Origin of the sequence: Lichenicoccus sp., assembly GCF_965276875.1 — a bacterium.
In the GTDB taxonomy this organism is placed as follows: domain Bacteria; phylum Pseudomonadota; class Alphaproteobacteria; order Acetobacterales; family Acetobacteraceae; genus Lichenicoccus.
Map to the genome: position 1 here is coordinate 2,682,754 of NZ_OZ255701.1, position 15,328 is coordinate 2,698,081.

General features: G+C 66.6%; 18 protein-coding genes. 10 read left to right on the top strand and 8 right to left on the bottom strand.

Annotation, left to right across the window (positions count from 1 at the left end; genetic code table 11):
* Window positions 1-34 precede the first annotated feature (34 nt).
* Both ACQY4K_RS13025 and ACQY4K_RS13030 read left to right on the top strand, forming a co-directional pair.
* Complete coding sequence (locus ACQY4K_RS13025) at window positions 35-505, top strand: nuclear transport factor 2 family protein (RefSeq protein ID WP_428390624.1); 471 nt, start codon at window positions 35-37, stop codon at window positions 503-505.
* A 61-nt stretch (window positions 506-566) separates the two neighbouring features.
* A complete protein-coding gene (locus ACQY4K_RS13030; RefSeq protein WP_428390625.1) occupies window positions 567-1,046 on the top strand; it encodes a DUF3237 domain-containing protein in 480 nt (159 codons plus the stop codon).
* Here the strand turns inward: ACQY4K_RS13030 and ACQY4K_RS13035 are convergent.
* From ACQY4K_RS13035 to ACQY4K_RS13055, 5 genes are all read right to left on the bottom strand, one after another.
* Window positions 987-1,586, bottom strand: coding sequence for a TetR/AcrR family transcriptional regulator (locus ACQY4K_RS13035; RefSeq protein WP_428390626.1), 600 nt, complete (start codon window positions 1,584-1,586; stop codon window positions 987-989). The two genes, ACQY4K_RS13030 and ACQY4K_RS13035, sit on opposite strands and share 60 nt — an antisense overlap.
* A 116-nt stretch (window positions 1,587-1,702) precedes the next feature.
* The gene (locus tag ACQY4K_RS13040; protein WP_428390627.1) at window positions 1,703-1,858 is read right to left on the bottom strand and encodes a DUF2399 domain-containing protein; all 156 of its coding nucleotides are present in this window, start codon (window positions 1,856-1,858) and stop codon (window positions 1,703-1,705) included.
* Between the two features lie 13 nt (window positions 1,859-1,871).
* Window positions 1,872-2,699, bottom strand: a complete 828-nt coding sequence (locus tag ACQY4K_RS13045) for a DUF2397 family protein (RefSeq protein ID WP_428390628.1) — start codon at window positions 2,697-2,699, stop codon at window positions 1,872-1,874.
* A 32-nt stretch (window positions 2,700-2,731) separates the two neighbouring features.
* Window positions 2,732-3,379, bottom strand: coding sequence for a helix-turn-helix transcriptional regulator (locus tag ACQY4K_RS13050; RefSeq protein WP_428390629.1), 648 nt, complete (start codon window positions 3,377-3,379; stop codon window positions 2,732-2,734).
* Between the two features lie 13 nt (window positions 3,380-3,392).
* Window positions 3,393-3,608: a hypothetical protein gene (locus tag ACQY4K_RS13055; protein ID WP_428390630.1), complete on the bottom strand. Its 216-nt coding sequence runs from the start codon at window positions 3,606-3,608 to the stop codon at window positions 3,393-3,395.
* 100 nt (window positions 3,609-3,708) lie between these two features.
* Here ACQY4K_RS13055 and ACQY4K_RS13060 point away from each other — a divergent pair, with 100 nt between their 5' ends.
* Window positions 3,709-4,758, top strand: coding sequence for a quinone-dependent dihydroorotate dehydrogenase (locus ACQY4K_RS13060; protein WP_428396117.1), 1,050 nt, complete (start codon window positions 3,709-3,711; stop codon window positions 4,756-4,758).
* Window positions 4,758-5,609 carry a TIGR01459 family HAD-type hydrolase gene (locus ACQY4K_RS13065; RefSeq protein WP_428390631.1) on the top strand — a complete coding sequence of 284 codons (852 nt, stop codon included), beginning with the start codon at window positions 4,758-4,760 and terminating at the stop codon, window positions 5,607-5,609. The genes ACQY4K_RS13060 and ACQY4K_RS13065 overlap by 1 nt, the downstream gene beginning before the upstream one ends.
* An 11-nt stretch (window positions 5,610-5,620) precedes the next feature.
* On the opposite strand, the gene ACQY4K_RS13070 is transcribed toward ACQY4K_RS13065, so the two are convergent.
* The gene (locus ACQY4K_RS13070; protein ID WP_428390632.1) at window positions 5,621-6,202 is read right to left on the bottom strand and encodes a YqgE/AlgH family protein; all 582 of its coding nucleotides are present in this window, start codon (window positions 6,200-6,202) and stop codon (window positions 5,621-5,623) included.
* Between the two features lie 72 nt (window positions 6,203-6,274).
* Between ACQY4K_RS13070 and ACQY4K_RS13075 the strand changes: the two genes are divergently transcribed.
* The 3 genes from ACQY4K_RS13075 to ACQY4K_RS13085 are packed head-to-tail and all read left to right on the top strand — an operon-like array spanning window position 6,275 to window position 8,219.
* Window positions 6,275-6,586: a hypothetical protein gene (locus ACQY4K_RS13075; protein ID WP_428390633.1), complete on the top strand. Its 312-nt coding sequence runs from the start codon at window positions 6,275-6,277 to the stop codon at window positions 6,584-6,586.
* Window positions 6,583-7,341: an SDR family NAD(P)-dependent oxidoreductase gene (locus tag ACQY4K_RS13080; protein ID WP_428390634.1), complete on the top strand. Its 759-nt coding sequence runs from the start codon at window positions 6,583-6,585 to the stop codon at window positions 7,339-7,341. The genes ACQY4K_RS13075 and ACQY4K_RS13080 overlap by 4 nt, the downstream gene beginning before the upstream one ends.
* Entirely contained in the window at window positions 7,338-8,219 is an 882-nt protein-coding gene (locus tag ACQY4K_RS13085) for a polyphosphate kinase 2 family protein (protein ID WP_428390635.1), read from the top strand. The genes ACQY4K_RS13080 and ACQY4K_RS13085 overlap by 4 nt, the downstream gene beginning before the upstream one ends.
* 63 nt (window positions 8,220-8,282) lie before the next feature.
* On the opposite strand, the gene clpA is transcribed toward ACQY4K_RS13085, so the two are convergent.
* The gene (gene clpA / locus ACQY4K_RS13090; protein ID WP_428390636.1) at window positions 8,283-10,628 is read right to left on the bottom strand and encodes an ATP-dependent Clp protease ATP-binding subunit ClpA; all 2,346 of its coding nucleotides are present in this window, start codon (window positions 10,626-10,628) and stop codon (window positions 8,283-8,285) included.
* A 174-nt stretch (window positions 10,629-10,802) separates the two neighbouring features.
* A complete protein-coding gene (clpS, locus tag ACQY4K_RS13095; RefSeq protein WP_428390637.1) occupies window positions 10,803-11,186 on the bottom strand; it encodes an ATP-dependent Clp protease adapter ClpS in 384 nt (127 codons plus the stop codon).
* 361 nt (window positions 11,187-11,547) lie between these two features.
* Between clpS and ACQY4K_RS13100 the strand changes: the two genes are divergently transcribed.
* The 3 genes from ACQY4K_RS13100 (at window position 11,548) to ggt (ending at window position 15,328) form a co-directional block, all read left to right on the top strand.
* Complete coding sequence (locus ACQY4K_RS13100) at window positions 11,548-12,672, top strand: D-alanyl-D-alanine carboxypeptidase family protein (protein ID WP_428390638.1); 1,125 nt, start codon at window positions 11,548-11,550, stop codon at window positions 12,670-12,672.
* A 113-nt stretch (window positions 12,673-12,785) separates the two neighbouring features.
* Window positions 12,786-13,586 (top strand): type I methionyl aminopeptidase, encoded by an 801-nt coding sequence (gene map / locus ACQY4K_RS13105; protein WP_428390639.1) that lies wholly within the window; start codon window positions 12,786-12,788, stop codon window positions 13,584-13,586.
* Window positions 13,532-15,328 (top strand): gamma-glutamyltransferase, encoded by a 1,797-nt coding sequence (gene ggt, locus ACQY4K_RS13110; RefSeq protein WP_428390640.1) that lies wholly within the window; start codon window positions 13,532-13,534, stop codon window positions 15,326-15,328. The genes map and ggt overlap by 55 nt, the downstream gene beginning before the upstream one ends.

The window sequence follows — 15,328 nt, forward strand, 5'->3', positions numbered from 1 at the left end:
GCGCTCGCAGCATCGATCGTTCTGGAGCGTGCTCATGACAGACGCCGAGCCGTCTCTCCCGTCGCCACGCGACCAGATTGATATCGTCGATGCCCTGTATCGCTTCGGCGCCGGGGTCGATTTCGGCGACCAGGCCCTGCTCGCCAGCGTCTTTCACGACGAGGTCGTCGTGGATTTCGGTCCGTGCGGTCGCAAGATGGGGCTGCCGTTTCCCGTCATGAATGGCAGCGAAACCATCGTCGGCTTCCTGGCTGGGACATCTGTGACACAGACAACAACGCATGTGATCACCAATGGCCGCGTCCAGGTCGCGGGTGAGACCGCACGGCTGCAGGCGCTGGTCGACGCGACCCACATCGCCAAAGGCGATCCGTCGCGGCAATGCCGGATGATGAATTGGTATGCGGCAGAACTCGGGCGGCATGCGCGGCTCTGGCGCATCCGTCATCTCGTGATCGATAATGCCTGGTTTACCGGTGATCCCGCGGTACTGATGGAACGCTGACCCGGCGTCTTCTACAGATCTGACAACGCCAATCCTAAGCCGCATTGCTGGAGATGCCGTCATGTCCGAGCCCGCGCCTAATTTGATCCATGAGTTCACCTACCGGGCCGCTTGCGAAGGGCCACGCGAGGCAGGTTGCGGCCCGTTCGGGCGGCGCCAGTTCTACAAGATGACCGACGGTGTTGTAGAGGGCGCGCGGCTTCGTGGTGGACTCGCAGGATCTGGCGGCGACTGGATGCTGGTTGGCGACGATGGCTTCCTTCGTATGGACGTGCGTATCCAGATCGAGACGGACGACGGTGCAATCATTGGCGCGCGTTACTTCGGCCCCGCCGAGGCCAATCAGACACTCATGCAGGCTTTGGCTACCCGCGCGCCGACCCGCTTCTCCGACCAATCAATCGGGTCGCACTGGGTTCTTGAGTCCGGCGAACCACGCTACGCCTGGGTCAACCAGACAGCGTTCATCGGCCAGGGACGTTTATGCCCTGCCGCGGATGGCAGAATTGGCTTTGAGCACCGGGTGTATCGGCTGGGCTGAAGCGCCGGGCCGACCGGGGCCAAGTCCTCTCATGAGGAGCTCCAGCCGCCGTGTGAATGCCGCCTCAGGATCGGCTGGATTGTCGAGCAGAAGGTGCGATGCGAGCATCCGGGATGCCATCAGGACATCCTCTCCGGTCAGATCGGCGAGGAGCAGACCCTGTCGTTGCGCGGCGGCAAGCGGCGCCGCGATCGCCGCGGCCATCCGCTCCTGGTTTTTTGTCGCGTCGTAATCAGGCATCGCCGCGAGCGCGACCAGGAATTTGTCGTAGACCGACATGAGTTCCGTCAGCCTGCGGATGAAGGACAGTGGTGCCGCTTCGCTCTCCGCCGCCAGCTGATCCGCCAGATCCCTGAGATCATTCTCAAGAACCGCCTCGTAGACCGCCTGGCGATGCGGAAAATTGCGGTAAAGTGTTCCCCGCGTCAGGCCGGCGCGCTCGGCGATCAGTTCCATCGGCACGTCACCGCCTTCGCTGCGCATGATCGCACTTGCCGCGGCGACGAGCTTCTCGCGGTTCCTTGCTGCATCCTTGCGCATCGATGCGTTACCTCGCTTGCTGCATGTCGGCCGCCGCTCCTGTAGCGGGGCCTACGGCCCGGTGCAACCGTACAGAAGTGTAGCACATCTGAGAGATGCGTTCGGCGGCGCAGGCTTTATCGGTGATCGAGATCCTGCAACAAAACGCTGGCCATGGCCTCTTCGGCGATGGTTAGGCTTTGTTCGCGCATGGTGGGCGTCAGCGCCTCGTCCCACACTGCTTCCGCCGACTTGCCCGTAAGGGTGTGGCCCGGACGAGGTGCGGCTTGCACGGCGGCAAGATAATCAGCGGCGCCAAAGCGCCATGGTGTTGCGCCATGTTCGCGGCACAGTGACCTCCAACCACGCGGCAAGCGACGGGGCAGACTCTCGCCGCGCCAGCAGTTGTGTGTCGTGCAGTGGGGCTCCATCGCCGCCGGCCTGAATGCGATAATCCGGTGCAATCCAGGCATCGAGCAGGCCCGCGGCTTCAAGCGCCGCTTCCAGGCCGGCGCGTTGCTGGGCGGTCGTCACGTCGCGAAAATCCACCAGCTGCCATAAGGGTGCGCCGTCACGCACCTCCCGGGTAGCGCCGCGGGTGTAGGGCAAAGGTGGTACCATCGTGTCGCCGGATTGCAGGCGTTCGCGTTCGTCTTCGAGCAGTCTCCGTTCCGCCTCCAAGCTCTGCTGCTGGGTCTCGAGCGCGGCACCTCGACGCGCCAATGTGCGGCTGGCCTCCTCGTAGGCTGATTGCAGCAGGCGCTGGGCCGGATTGTCGCCTTGCAGCGTTCCGGTCCACTCCGCCAGGGCGGTCAGGGCCGTAAACCTGTCTTCAGGATCGATTGGCAATTGCTTCAGGCTGCTGAAATGGCGGTCCCGACCCCGCGCCGTGTCGGGATGCGTTTCGAGATTTCCCCATTCCGCAAGCTGGCCGAGTGCCGCATTCAGCTCCTCGATGCGCGGCGGTGCGTCCGGCCAGCCGGCTTTTGCGAGCACTTCGTCGGGCCGCAACTGGAGGCGATATTGCCGCTTGGCAGCGGCAAAGACATCCATGATCGCGCGATAGACCCTGGCCTTTTCCGCGCTTACGTGACGAAACAGATCGACCGAGCCATCCGCGATGTGCAGAATCAACCTGCCAGCTCCCTTTTGCCGGACGACCGATCCTACTGGCTGGCCCAGCCGATCCGGTGCATCCAGCCGATCGCCCCACGCGGCAGGGCGCTTGGATCGGCCACACCGAAGCTCTCCAGGGCAATGGTGTCTGCCGGTGCCAGGCTGACGATGCCGGCCCGGATCGCGCCGTTCGCCTCGCGCAGGATGACCCGATCGCCGGCCCGCACCGGCACCTCCGGTGAGGCGATCAGCAACGCGCCCTCGCGCAGGACCGGCTCGAACGCCGGGCTGTCCAGCCGGATTGCGTAGCTGCCCGGATCGGCCACGATCGGCGCCGCCGTCTCCTCGCCGGACTCGGTCGGGTCCTCGCCCGCTTGCAAAGACGAGAAGGCGACCTGCGGCAGCCGGCGCGCGGCCGGCCCGTGGCCCAGGCCTCGCCATGACGGGCGCAACCCGGCAAGCGCGCGTGGCGCGCCGCTGACCAGGGCGGTGAAGGTCTCCAGACTGGCACCCGTGGCGGCAAGCACCCGACTCAGGCTCTCGGTGCTTGGCCAGCGTAGCCGACCATGCGCGGTCGCACGCTTCGAACGATTGAACGCGGTCGGATCGAGACCGGCGGCGCGCGCCAGCCCGGACGGCGACAGCCCCTTTTCCGCGGCCAGCGTGTCGAGTGCCCGCCAGACATCTTCGTGGCGCATCGGATCGTCCCGTTCAGCCTGTCATCATGACTTCGGAGGCATGGCGTGCCCGCCCGGCCTGCGTAATCCCGTAGCGGCCGTCCTCGCGTTGTTCGGCCAACCCCATTTCGTCGAGCCGCCGCAGGCAGGGCAGGTCCTTGGGTTCCGGCGGTCTGCCGCCAGCACCCGCGAGGATCAAGCGGTGCAATGCAGAGCGGCAGCAACTTTCAAGATAGGGCTGGTCGTACATTCAACACAGGATCGCGACTTGGCCGGGAGCGCGCAAGTGTCCGGCTGATTTTACCGGCAGTCTTTGACATCGCGCCGCGTTGCGGCAGGAGTGAGGAATGATGCCGCCTTTGATGCCCACTCTGCTGATGGCCGCCGTGCGCCGCCTCGATCCCGAACGGGCGCACGCGCTGGCGATTTCCGGGCTGATGCTCGGTCTCGGCGGAGTCGCACGCCGGCCCGCGGACCCGGCTTTGGCGGTCGAGGCGCTGGGCCTGCGTTTCGCCAGCCCGATCGGCATTGCCGCTGGTTTCGACAAGAACGCCCAAGTGGTCCGGCCGCTGGCCCGGCTGGGCTTCGGCTTCGTCGAGGTCGGCACGGTGACCAAGCGGCCGCAATCCGGCAACCCACGGCCGCGGCTGTTTCGTCTTGCCGAGGATGGCGCCCTGATCAATCGGATGGGCTTCAACAACCAGGGCATCGACGCCATGCTCGCTCGCCTGGCACGCGCCAGGCGCGTGGCCGGCGTGCCGGTCGGCATCAATCTCGGTATCAACAAGCAAGGTGCCGTGCCGCTGCGCGATTATCCCGACCTTGTGCGTGCGGCGGCACCGTGGGCGGATTATCTCGTCATCAACCTCTCCTCACCGAACACGCCGGGGCTGCGTGACCTGCAGCAGGCCGCTTTCCTTGCAGCCCTGCTCGACGCCGTGGCAGTGGCGAACAGCCTGGCGCGGCCGATCCTGGTCAAGCTCGCCCCGGACTTGCCGAGCGAGAGCCTGGCCGGACTTGTCGAAGCCGCGATAGAGGGGCGCGCGGCCGGGCTGATCCTGACCAACACCACGCTGTCGCGTCCGGACTGGCTGCGTTCGCGGCACGCAGGCGAGTCCGGCGGGCTGTCGGGGCGGCCGTTGCGTGCGCGTAGTGCCGCCATGCTCGCCACTGTCGCGAGGCTGGCGCGCGGCCGGCTGGTGCTGGTCGGCTGCGGCGGCATCGCCGAGGCGCAGGACGTGCTCGACTGCGTGCGCGCCGGTGCCGATCTCGTCCAGCTCTATACCGGCTTCGTCCTGGAAGGACCGGCACTGCCGCGTCGCCTGCGCGCCGATCTTGCCGACCTCCTCCGTGCGCAGGGGATTGCCCGCCTGGCTGATGCGAAAGGAACCGCCCTGTGATGCGCCATCTGACCGGCTTCGCACCGCTGGCCACGGAGTATGACGGTTTCATCGTCGATCTCTGGGGCGTCATGCATGACGGGATTTCGCCCTACGACGGCGCCATGGACTGTCTGCGGCGGCTGCAAACTGCCGGCAAGCGGGTGGTGCTGCTGTCCAATGCGCCGCGCCGTGCGTCGCGGGTGGCGCGGGGGCTACGCGCGATGGGAATACCCGACGGCTGCTATAACGCCGTGCTGACCAGCGGCGAGGCGACCCGCATGGCATTGCTGGAACGCACCGATCCGTGGATCGCGCGTCTGGGCCGCCGGGTGCTGCATCTCGGACCGGAGAAGGACCGCAACCTGATCGAGGGGCTCGATCTGGACCTCGCGGCTGACCCGGCATCCGCCGATTTCGTTCTCAACACCGGCCCGAACGACGATGACGGCGAGACCGGTCCGGAGCCATACCTGCCGCTGCTTCGGCACTGCGCCGGATTGGGCCTGCCGATGCTCTGCGCCAACCCCGATCTCGAGATCGTCCGCGGTGGCGCCAGGATCATCTGCGCCGGGCTGCTGGCGCGCTTTTATGCGCAATATGGCGGCGAAGTGCGGTCGATCGGCAAGCCGTACCCGGAGGTCTACGCATCGGTGTTCGCGATGCTGGGGGTGCCGCTCGCGCGCGTCCTCGCTGTCGGCGACGCGCTGGCCACCGACATCGCCGGCGCCAAGGTGGCAGGGATCGCTTCCTGCTGGGTGCTTGGCGGCATCCATGCCGAACTGATCGGCGACAACCATGCGCTGGCCGACGCTGAAGCCGCCAATGCCGGTCTGGCGCCGATCGCTACCATCCCTTCGTTCATGTGGTAGCGCGGCAGTCGTCAGGCGTGGCCGACGACGCTGGACAGGCGGATCGGATCGATGTTCAGCGATCCCAGGGCGCGCCGCCACTTGCTGTCGTGGTCGCTACCGAACACGATCGAATCGTTGGAGGGAGCGGCCAGCCAGGCATTCTGCTGGATTTCCTGCTCGAGCTGGCCCGGCGCCCAGGTCGCGTGACCGAGGGCTAGCAGCGCGTGGCGCGGACCGGCACCGCCCGCGATCACCTTCAGCACGTCCAGGCTGGCGGTCAGCACGACAGAGTCGTCGACCGCCAAGCTGCCGTCTCCGGTCCAGTCGGCGCTGTGCAGGACAAAGCCGCGCGAATTCTCGACCGGGCCGCCGGCGCAGAGCATGATCCGTCGCCGTGGCGGCCTCGGTGCGACACCAAGCTGCTCCAGCAACTCGTCGAAGCCGGGCTGGCCGAGCCGGCGGTTGACCACCAGGCCCATCGCCCCGTCCTCGGTCGAGTGGGCGCACAGGAAGATGACGCTCTGCGCGAACGGCGAGGCGACCAGGGCCGGCATTGCGATCAGCAGCCGTCCGGTGAGGCCGGCATCGAGGTCGGGCTGTAGTGAAACCATGACCACAGATGTGGCAGAACATGCGGGCCACGCAAGCGTATCGTGCGACAGACACCGGCAAGGATGGTCCGCATGGCCTATATTCTGGCGTTCAGCGACGAGCCGGTGCCCACCATCCCGCAGGCGCCGAGTGACGAAGAGGCGGGGCGAGGTGCCGCAGCCGGCGGCCGGGCGGCGGACCGTCGCGAGCATTTCGGCACCGAGGAGGCCGCCCTGCGCCGTGCCGCCGAACTGCTGCCGGCGCCGTCCTGGCGGCAGTTGCGGCTCTACGGCCCCGACGGGTTGCGCATGGCCGACCAGGCCGAGCTCGAACGCCGGCTGGCACAACCCGCGCTCCCCGGCGACGTTCAGGGCGGCACCGACAACGCGGAGAGACAGCAATGAGCCTCACCATCCTGGTGACCGGTGCCAGCGCCGGCTTCGGACGCGCGATCGCGCGGCGCTTCGTGCGCGACGGCCATCGAGTCATCGCCACGGCGCGTCGTCGTGAGCGGCTGGAGGCGCTGCAAGACGAGTTGGGGCCGGCGCTGCTGCCCTTCGTGCTGGATGTGAACGACGCGGCGGCGATCGCCGCCCTGCCGAATGGCCTGCCCGAAGGCTGGCGCGAGGTCGACGTGCTCGTCGCCAACGCCGGGCTCGCTCTCGGCATCGCGCCCGCGCAGGAGGCAAAGCTCACGGATTGGGAGCAGATGGTGGCCACCAACGTCACCGGGCTGATGCAGACGGTGCGTGCCCTGCTGCCAGGTATGGTCGCGCGCGACCGCGGTCATATCGTCACCCTCGGCAGCATCGCCGGCGACTACCCCTATCCGGGCGGCAACGTCTACGGCGCCACCAAGGCGTTCGTTCTGCAGTTCGCGCTCAACCTCAAGGCCGACTTGGTGGGCCGCAACGTGCGCGTCAGCAATATCGAGCCGGGTCTGGTCGGCGGCAGCGAGTTCAGCGCCGTACGTTTCGGCGGCGATGAGGCGAAAGCCACCAAAGTCTATGCCGGCACCACGCCGCTGAGCCCTGAGGATATCGCCGAGAGCGTCGCCTGGGTGGTCGGGCTGCCACGACATGTCAACATCAACCGTATTGAGCTGATGCCAACCTGCCAGGCGCCCGCCGCCCTGCAGATCAAGCGCACCGACGCATGAAGAAGAAGGCGCGCCGGGCGTTGGTGGCCGCGACCCGCGTGACCAAGGGCAAGCATTTTCACCTCGGCGAGCGCGCCACCGAGGACACCGGCGGCCTGGATGAAGCCGACGCCGTGGCACTCCTCGCCGAAGGAGTGGAGCGGCTCGCGGACCTGCAACGCGACCTCTACGCCTCGCAGTGCTGGGCCCTGCTGGCAGTGTTCCAGGCGATGGACGCCGGCGGCAAGGACGGCACCATCCGCCACGTCCTGTCCGGGGTGAATCCGCAGGGCGTGCGGGTCATGTCATTCAAGCAGCCCGGCCCGGTCGAACTGGCGCACGACTTCCTCTGGCGCATCCATGCAGCCCTTCCAGAGCGTGGCCAGATCGGCGTCTTCAATCGCAGCCACTATGAGGAGGTGCTGGTCGCCCGTCTGCATCCCGAAGTACTGGCCGCACAGCGCCTGCCCGAGGCACGCCGGCACGATCTCTGGAAGCATCGCTACGCTGACATCCGCAATTTCGAAAGCTACATCGCTCGCCAGGGCATCCTGCCGCTGAAGTTCTTCCTGCACATCTCCAAGGCGGAGCAGTGCCGTCGCCTGCTGGCCCGCCTCGACGACGAGGACAAGCTCTGGAAGTTCTCGGCAAGCGACCTCAAGGAGCGCGCCCGCTGGGCCGCGTATCAGGAAGCCTACGAGCGCGCAATTATCGAGACCGCATCGCCCGAGGCGCCGTGGTTCGTAGTCCCGGCGGATCACAAATGGTTCGCTCGCCTGGTGGTGGTCGAGGCGATGATCGAGGCGCTGGAGGACCTCTCGCTCCAGCCGCCGGAGCCGGAAGATCGCGCAGCCCTGGAGGCGGCGCGTATGCTGCTGCGTGCCGAGGCAGACGGTTAGCAAGGCCAGGGGCGCTGCCCCTGGACCCCGCTGGGGCCTGGAGGCCCCAGACCCCCGTTCAGACTAGTTCGCCGTCTCCGACTCCCGCTCCGATCCCCCTTCGTCGCCATCGCTCTCCGGCCGGCCCGGAGTGGCGGTCGCTTCGAGATAATCGAAGGCGAGCTTGCCGTCGCGCAGGCTGACTTTGACCGAGCCGCCCTTGACCAGCTGGCCGAACAGCAGCTCCTCGGCGAGCGGCTTCTTGATGTGCTCCTGGATCACGCGCGCGAGGGGGCGGGCGCCGTAGAGACGGTCGTAGCCGCGTTCGGCGAGCCATTCCTTTGCCGCCGAGGACAGCTCGATGGTGACGTTGCGGTCGGCGAGTTGCGCCTCGAGCTGGAGGACGAACTTCTCGACCACCTGGGCCACGATCTCCGGGGTGAGGCCGGCGAAGGCAATGATCGCGTCGAGACGGTTGCGGAACTCGGGGGTGAACATCCGCTTGATCGCCTCCTCATCCTCGCCCGAGCGGCTGTCTCGGCCGAAGCCGATCGCCTCGCGGGTCAGGTCGGCGGCACCCGCATTGGTCGTCATGATCAGGATGACGTTGCGGAAATCGACGGTCTTGCCGTTGTGATCGGTGAGTTTGCCGTGGTCCATGACCTGCAGCAGGATATTGTACAAGTCCTGGTGCGCCTTCTCGATCTCGTCGAGGAGGAGGACGGCGTGCGGATGCTGGTCGATGCTGTCGGTCAGCAGGCCGCCCTGGTCGAAGCCGACATAGCCCGGAGGTGCCCCGATCAGCCGTGAGATGCTGTGCCGCTCCATGTATTCCGACATGTCGAAGCGGATCAGCTCGATGCCCAGCGTGGAGGCGAGCTGCTTGGCGACCTCGGTCTTGCCGACGCCGGTGGGCCCGGAGAACAGATAATTGCCGATCGGCTTCTCGGCGTCGCGCAGGCCGGCACGGGACAGCTTGATCGCGGCACCCAGGGCCTCGATGGCGCGGTCCTGGCCGAACACCATCGCCTTGAGGTCGCGCTCCAGCGTGCGCAGCGTTTCCTTGTCGTCGGCGCTGACACTCTTGGGCGGGATGCGGGCGATCTTGGCGACGATCTCCTCGACATCGCGCAAGGTTACGGTCTTGCGCCGCTTGCCCTCTGGCTGCAGCATGCGCGAGGCGCCGACCTCGTCGATCACGTCGATCGCCTTGTCCGGCAGCTTGCGGTCGTGGATGTATTTGGCGGCGAGTTCGACCGAGGCACGGATCGCCTCCTCGGTGTAGCGCACCTTGTGATGCTTTTCGTAGTTCGCCTTCAGGCCGCGCAGGATCTTGACCGCGTCCTCGATCGACGGCTCGTTGACGTCGATCTTCTGGAAGCGGCGCACCAGGGCGCGGTCCTTCTCGAAGTAGTTGCGGAACTCCTTGTAGGTGGTCGAGCCGATGCAGCGCAGCGTGCCCTGGGCGAGCGCCGGCTTGAGCAGGTTCGAGGCGTCCATCGCCCCACCGGAGGTCGCACCCGCGCCGATCACCGTGTGGATCTCATCAATGAACAGGATGCCGCCGGCATTGTTTTCGAGCTCGGTAACAACCGCCTTGAGCCGCTCCTCAAAGTCGCCGCGGTAGCGGGTGCCGGCAAGGAGTGCGCCCATGTCGAGGGCGTAGATGGTGGACTTGGCCAGCACTTCCGGCACGTCGCCTTCGACGATGCGCTTGGCCAGGCCCTCGGCGATGGCGGTCTTGCCGACGCCGGGATCGCCGACATAGAGGGGATTGTTCTTGGTGCGGCGGCAGAGGATCTGGATGGTGCGCTCGATCTCCTGGTCGCGTCCGATCAGCGGGTCGATCTTGCCGGCCAGTGCCTTCTTGTTGAGGTTGACGCAGTAGGCCGACAGCCCGTCCTGGTTCTTGCCGCCGCGGCCGCGCTCCTCGCGCTCGGTCTCCGGATTCTCGCTGTTCGGGGCGCCGGCCACGGGGCGCTGCGCCGAACGACCGGGCGCCTTGGCGATGCCGTGCGAGATGAAGTTGACCGCATCCAGCCGGGTCATGTCCTGGAGCTGCAGGAAATAGACCGCATGGCTTTCTCGCTCGGAGAACAGCGCCACCAGCACGTTGGCACCGGTGACCTCGTCTCGGCCGGAGGATTGCACGTGGATCGCCGCACGCTGCACCACGCGCTGGAACGCCGCGGTCGGCTTGGGTTCGCTGGAGCGGTCGGAGGCGAGGCCGGCAAGATCCTTGTCGAGGAATTCGGTCAAGTCGGCGCGAATTTTGTCGAGGTCGACGCCGCAGGCGCGCAGTACGGTGGCAGCGTCACCGTCATCGACCAGTCCGAGCAGGAGATGTTCGAGCGTCGCATATTCGTGCCTGCGCTCTCCGGCGAGCGAAAGGGCGCGATGGAGCGTCTGTTCGAGGTTGCGAGACAACATGGATGACGCTCCTTCCGATCAGGCCCGCCGCGCACTGTCCCCGAGGCTGTGGTCCTGAAGCCGCTTCAGAACGCATCTTTGGGGGGTTTCGCAAGGAAGGCCAGAGAAAACGCGCCCCTTGTGGGGAGCATCAGGCGATATGGGAAGTGTCCCGTCCCGTGAGAAGGAGCTTCTTCAGTCCTTCTCAATCGTACATTGCAACGGGTGTTGGTTCTGCCGTGCCAGATCCATCACCTGGGTTACCTTGGTCTCGGCGACCTCGTAGGTAAACACCCCGCAAACGCCGACGCCCCGCTTGTGCACGTGCAGCATGATCCGCGTCGCCTCGTCGCGGTTCTTCTGAAAGAATCGCTCGAGCACGTGGACCACGAACTCCATCGGCGTGTAGTCGTCGTTGAGCATCAGGACCTTGTACATCGCCGGCTTGCGCGTCCGCGGACGCGTCTTGACGACGACGCCGGTGTTGGGCGTGTCGTCGCCCTGGCCGCCCTGATCCCGACGATCGGGATTTTTTGGAGTGCCGGGGCCGGTCGGGCCGCTGGTGACGATGTGACGCATGATGCCGGCCAGATGGGGGTGGGGCGCGGCTTGCGCAAGCGTATACCGCCGTGCTCCGGGCCGTGCTTCGGCTGGCGCATCGTGCGGCGGCTGCGGGGGTCGCTTCGGCATGACCGCATACTAACGCAGGCTTTACTGCGCATGGAAGCGTCACAATGCGCGCTAACCGCCCGCGCAACAGCCCGGATGTATCATAAAAAATCCGACCAACCCCTTAAGATTGGAAGAGAATCTACTGGACGCGGCGGCGCCGGAGACATTACCGTCAGGTCATCACGCCAAAGCGAGCTGTGCCGGTCGACCGATGCGGGCGCACTATCCGTTGCGTAGGGGGATCGACATGGTCGCGGATGGCGCTGTTATGGACAGCCGGGGTCGCCTGCTCTCGCTCATCGGCCTTTTGGCCCCGTGTGCGCTGATGGCTCTGGGTCTGCTGATCGTGGCCTGCCCGCGTGCACGGGCGCAATATGTCGGCAGGGTCAGCTCGTTCGTGGTGGACGCGAATAACGGGCGGGTGCTGCAGGACTACAACCCCGACCTGCGTCGCTATCCGGCCAGCCTCACCAAGCTCATGACGCTCTATCTGGCATTCCGGGCGCTGCACCAGGGCCGTATCGCCCTCGACCAGGCGGTGCCGGTCTCCGCACATGCCGCCTCGATGGAGCCGTCCAAGCTCGGCCTGGTGCCGGGCACCTACATGACTGTGCAGCAGGCGATCCTGGCCCTGGTCACGAAGTCGGCAAACGACGCCGCCTGCGCGCTGGGCGAGTTGATCGGCGGCGGCAGCGAGCCTCATTTCGCCGATTTGATGACCCGGCAGGCGCGGCTGCTTGGCATGACCGATACTGTCTTTCGCAACGCGTCCGGACTGCCCGACCCGGCGCAGGTCTCCACCGCGCGCGATTTCGCCATGCTGACCCGGCATCTGATTCACGACTTTCCGGACGACTATCGCTATTTCTCGGTCCCTGCGTTCATGTTCCACGGCCGCTATATCGGCAATCATGACGCGATGCTGCGTCTGTATCCGGGGGCAGACGGGCTCAAGACCGGCTACACCGCCGAGGCCGGCCACAATCTCATCACGTCGGCGGTGCGCGGCAATGTCCGCCTGATCGGCGTCGTACTTGGCGCTCGCACCAACCCGCAGCGCTCCGCGATGATGGAGAACCTCCTCGACGCCGGATTCGCGGCCGAGGGTGTGGCACCGCTTGCCCGGCCGGCCCCGCGCCATGAGCGGACGCCCCTGACCCTGGTCTCCAATCACCGGCGCGGCCGCCCGCTTTGGCATGGCCGGCATCATCTGCGCCACTTCGCCCATTCGCATTATGCCCGGCTACATTTGACTGGCGTGCAATACCGCCGCCATCACGGCCACGCCCTGCACTTTGTTGGTGCGCGCCTGCGTCGGGTTCTCGCGCATGTCCACCATGTCTCGCCGCTACGGCTGAGCCGGGTGGAGAGTCCGACACAGTCGAACGGCTAAGACCACGCCTACGCGCTCTGCGCACATCCCGACCCAAAGCAGCCTTGCTTTAGGCCGTATGGCCGCTCATTTTCCTCGCTGTCGCGATGACTTGATTACAAAGAGGGCGCAGCATGGATGGCGAGACGGACGGGAGGCACATCATCCTGCACCCGCCGGAGCATTTCGAGGGTATGCGCGCGGCCGGGCGTCTCGCGGCCATGACGCTCGACATGATTGCACCGCACGTGCGCAGCGGCGTCACCACCGGTGAACTGGACCGCCTGATCCACCAGTTCACCCTCGACCACGGCGCCGTTCCCGCCACGCTGAACTATCGCGGCTATCCGAAGTCCTCCTGCATCTCGATCAACCACGTGGTCTGCCACGGCATCCCCGGTGAGCGCCGGCTGCACGACGGCGACATCCTCAATATTGACGTCACCTCGATACTCGACGGCTGGTTCGGCGACAGCAGCCGCATGTATGTCGTCGAGCCGATCGCGCGTCGCGCCTCGATGCTGATCGACGTGACCTACGAGGCTCTCCAGCGCGGGCTGGCGGCAGTGCGTCCGGGTCGCACGCTGGGCGATCTCGGCCACGCCATCCAGAGCTATGTCGAGCAGCAGCGCTTCTCCGTGGTGCGCGATTTCTGCGGCCACGGCGTCGGCCAGCGCTTCCACGAAGCCCCGAACATCCTGCATTTCGGCAAGCCCGGTCAGGGCACCGTGCTCGCGCCCGGCATGTTCTTCACCATCGAGCCGATGGTCAACGCCGGACGTCCCGACGTGAAAATCCTCGAAGATGGCTGGACAGCGGTAACGCGCGACCGCAGCCTGTCCGCTCAGTTCGAGCACATGATCGGTGTCACGGAGGACGGATGCGAAATCTTCACGCTCTCGCCCGGGGGCCTGCACAAGCCGCCTTATTCCTGACCGGGCTGGCGCTGGCCGCCTCCAGCGCTTCCGTATGTGCCTCCGCCTGGGCCAAGGACCCGCTCGCCTTTTCCGGCGCGCATGCGCCCGCGGACTCGCCGCCACCGGTGGGAGCCGCGCACGGCATGGTGGTGACGGCACAGTCGATCGCCTCGCACGTCGGCGCCGAAATCCTGGCCAAGGGTGGCAACGCCGCTGATGCGGCTGTGGCGGTCGCCTATGCCCTCGCCGTCGTGCTGCCGGCCGCCGGCAATATCGGCGGCGGCGGCTTCATGACCCTGATGCAGCCGAACGGCCAAGCGGTGTTCATCGATTTTCGCGAACGGGCGCCCCTCGCCGCCACGGCCACGATGTTCCAGGACGCCAAGGGCAACGTCATCCCCGGCCTGTCGCTGCATAGCTGGAAGGCGATCGGCGTGCCCGGCACCGTCGCCGGCATGGAATTGGTGCTGCACAAGTACGGCACCCTGTCGCGCGCGGAGGTGATGGCGCCGGCGATCAAGCTGGCCCGTGACGGCTTCGTGCTCGGCCCGCTCGATGCCGCGTTGCTGCATACCAGCACCGCCGGCTTCAAGGCCGACCCGGCGGCCGCGAAAATCTTCCTGCGTCCCGACGGCACCCCCTGGCAGGCCGGCGACCGGCTGGTGCAGACCGATCTCGCCCACACCCTCGATGCGATCAGCAAGCACGGCAAGGCTGCGTTCTATGCCGGGCCGGTGGCGCAGGCGATCGTCGATGCCAGTGAAAAGAACGGCGGCATCCTGGCGATGGGCGACTTCGCCACCTACAAGGCGCGCCAGCTCAAGCCGGTGACCTGCACCTATCGTGGCTTTCTCGTCGATACAGCACCGCCCCCTTCAGGCGGCGGCGTCGCCTTGTGCGAGATGCTCAACATCCTCTCCGGCTACGACATGCGGGCACTTGGCTACCACACCGCGCCGTCCGCGCAGCGCGAGATCGAGGCGATGCGGCGCGCCTACGAGGACCGCCAGGACCTCGGCGACCCGCGGTTCGTGCACGATCCGGTGGCGCGCCTCACCAGCCCCGGCTACGCCGCCGCGGTGCGCCGGGTGACGCCGAAGGATCATGCCCTGGCGATGGCCAACCTGCCGCCGGTGACGCAGAACGAAAAGCCCGAGACCACGCATTTCTCGATCGTCGACAAGCAGGGCCGCGCGGTGTCGATGACCTACACGCTCAATGGCTGGTTCGGCGCGCAGGTGGTGGCTCCAGGCACCGGTGTGACGCTGAACGACGAGATGGACGATTTCTCCTCCAAGCCTGGCTCGCCCAACATGTTCGGCATCGTCGGCAGCCAGGCCAACGCGGTGGCTCCCGGCAAGACGCCGCTGTCGTCGATGACACCCACAATCCTCTCCCGGCACGGCCATGTGGTCATGGCGATCGGCTCGCCGGGCGGCTCGCTGATCCCGACCATCGTGCTGTCGGTGGTTCTCGGCGTTGTCGATCACGGCCAGACCATCCAGCAGGCGATCGATGACGGACGCTTCCATGAACAATGGACACCGGAGCCGGTCTGGATGGAGCCCGGGGCGCTGCCCGATCCCGTCGTCAAGACGCTGATCGGCGAAGGCTACGTCTTTAAGCAGCATGCGCCGTGGGGCTCGGCCGAGGGTGTGCTGGTCGGCGGCCCGGCACTCGACGTTACGCCCCACAACGGCGAGCATGTGTTCGGCGGCATCGACCGCCGCCACCCGGGTGCTGCGGCGGTCGGGGAGTAG

Excerpts from the sequence above, each read along its gene's own strand:
- ACQY4K_RS13085 (WP_428390635.1), top strand. The coding sequence starts at position 7,338 with ATGAAGAAGAAGGCGCGCCGGGCGTTGGTGGCCGCGACCCGCGTGACC.
- ACQY4K_RS13070 (WP_428390632.1), bottom strand. The coding sequence starts at position 6,202 with ATGGTTTCACTACAGCCCGACCTCGATGCCGGCCTCACCGGACGGCTG.
- ACQY4K_RS13055 (WP_428390630.1), bottom strand. The coding sequence starts at position 3,608 with ATGTACGACCAGCCCTATCTTGAAAGTTGCTGCCGCTCTGCATTGCAC.
- ACQY4K_RS13100 (WP_428390638.1), top strand. The coding sequence starts at position 11,548 with ATGGACAGCCGGGGTCGCCTGCTCTCGCTCATCGGCCTTTTGGCCCCG.
- clpA (WP_428390636.1), bottom strand. The coding sequence starts at position 10,628 with ATGTTGTCTCGCAACCTCGAACAGACGCTCCATCGCGCCCTTTCGCTC.
- map (WP_428390639.1), top strand. The coding sequence starts at position 12,786 with ATGGATGGCGAGACGGACGGGAGGCACATCATCCTGCACCCGCCGGAG.
- clpS (WP_428390637.1), bottom strand. The coding sequence starts at position 11,186 with ATGCGTCACATCGTCACCAGCGGCCCGACCGGCCCCGGCACTCCAAAA.
- ACQY4K_RS13030 (WP_428390625.1), top strand. The coding sequence starts at position 567 with ATGTCCGAGCCCGCGCCTAATTTGATCCATGAGTTCACCTACCGGGCC.
- ggt (WP_428390640.1), top strand. The coding sequence starts at position 13,532 with ATGCGAAATCTTCACGCTCTCGCCCGGGGGCCTGCACAAGCCGCCTTA.
- ACQY4K_RS13050 (WP_428390629.1), bottom strand. The coding sequence starts at position 3,379 with ATGCGCCACGAAGATGTCTGGCGGGCACTCGACACGCTGGCCGCGGAA.
- ACQY4K_RS13025 (WP_428390624.1), top strand. The coding sequence starts at position 35 with ATGACAGACGCCGAGCCGTCTCTCCCGTCGCCACGCGACCAGATTGAT.
- ACQY4K_RS13065 (WP_428390631.1), top strand. The coding sequence starts at position 4,758 with ATGCGCCATCTGACCGGCTTCGCACCGCTGGCCACGGAGTATGACGGT.
- ACQY4K_RS13080 (WP_428390634.1), top strand. The coding sequence starts at position 6,583 with ATGAGCCTCACCATCCTGGTGACCGGTGCCAGCGCCGGCTTCGGACGC.
- ACQY4K_RS13060 (WP_428396117.1), top strand. The coding sequence starts at position 3,709 with ATGCCGCCTTTGATGCCCACTCTGCTGATGGCCGCCGTGCGCCGCCTC.
- ACQY4K_RS13075 (WP_428390633.1), top strand. The coding sequence starts at position 6,275 with ATGGCCTATATTCTGGCGTTCAGCGACGAGCCGGTGCCCACCATCCCG.
- ACQY4K_RS13035 (WP_428390626.1), bottom strand. The coding sequence starts at position 1,586 with ATGCGCAAGGATGCAGCAAGGAACCGCGAGAAGCTCGTCGCCGCGGCA.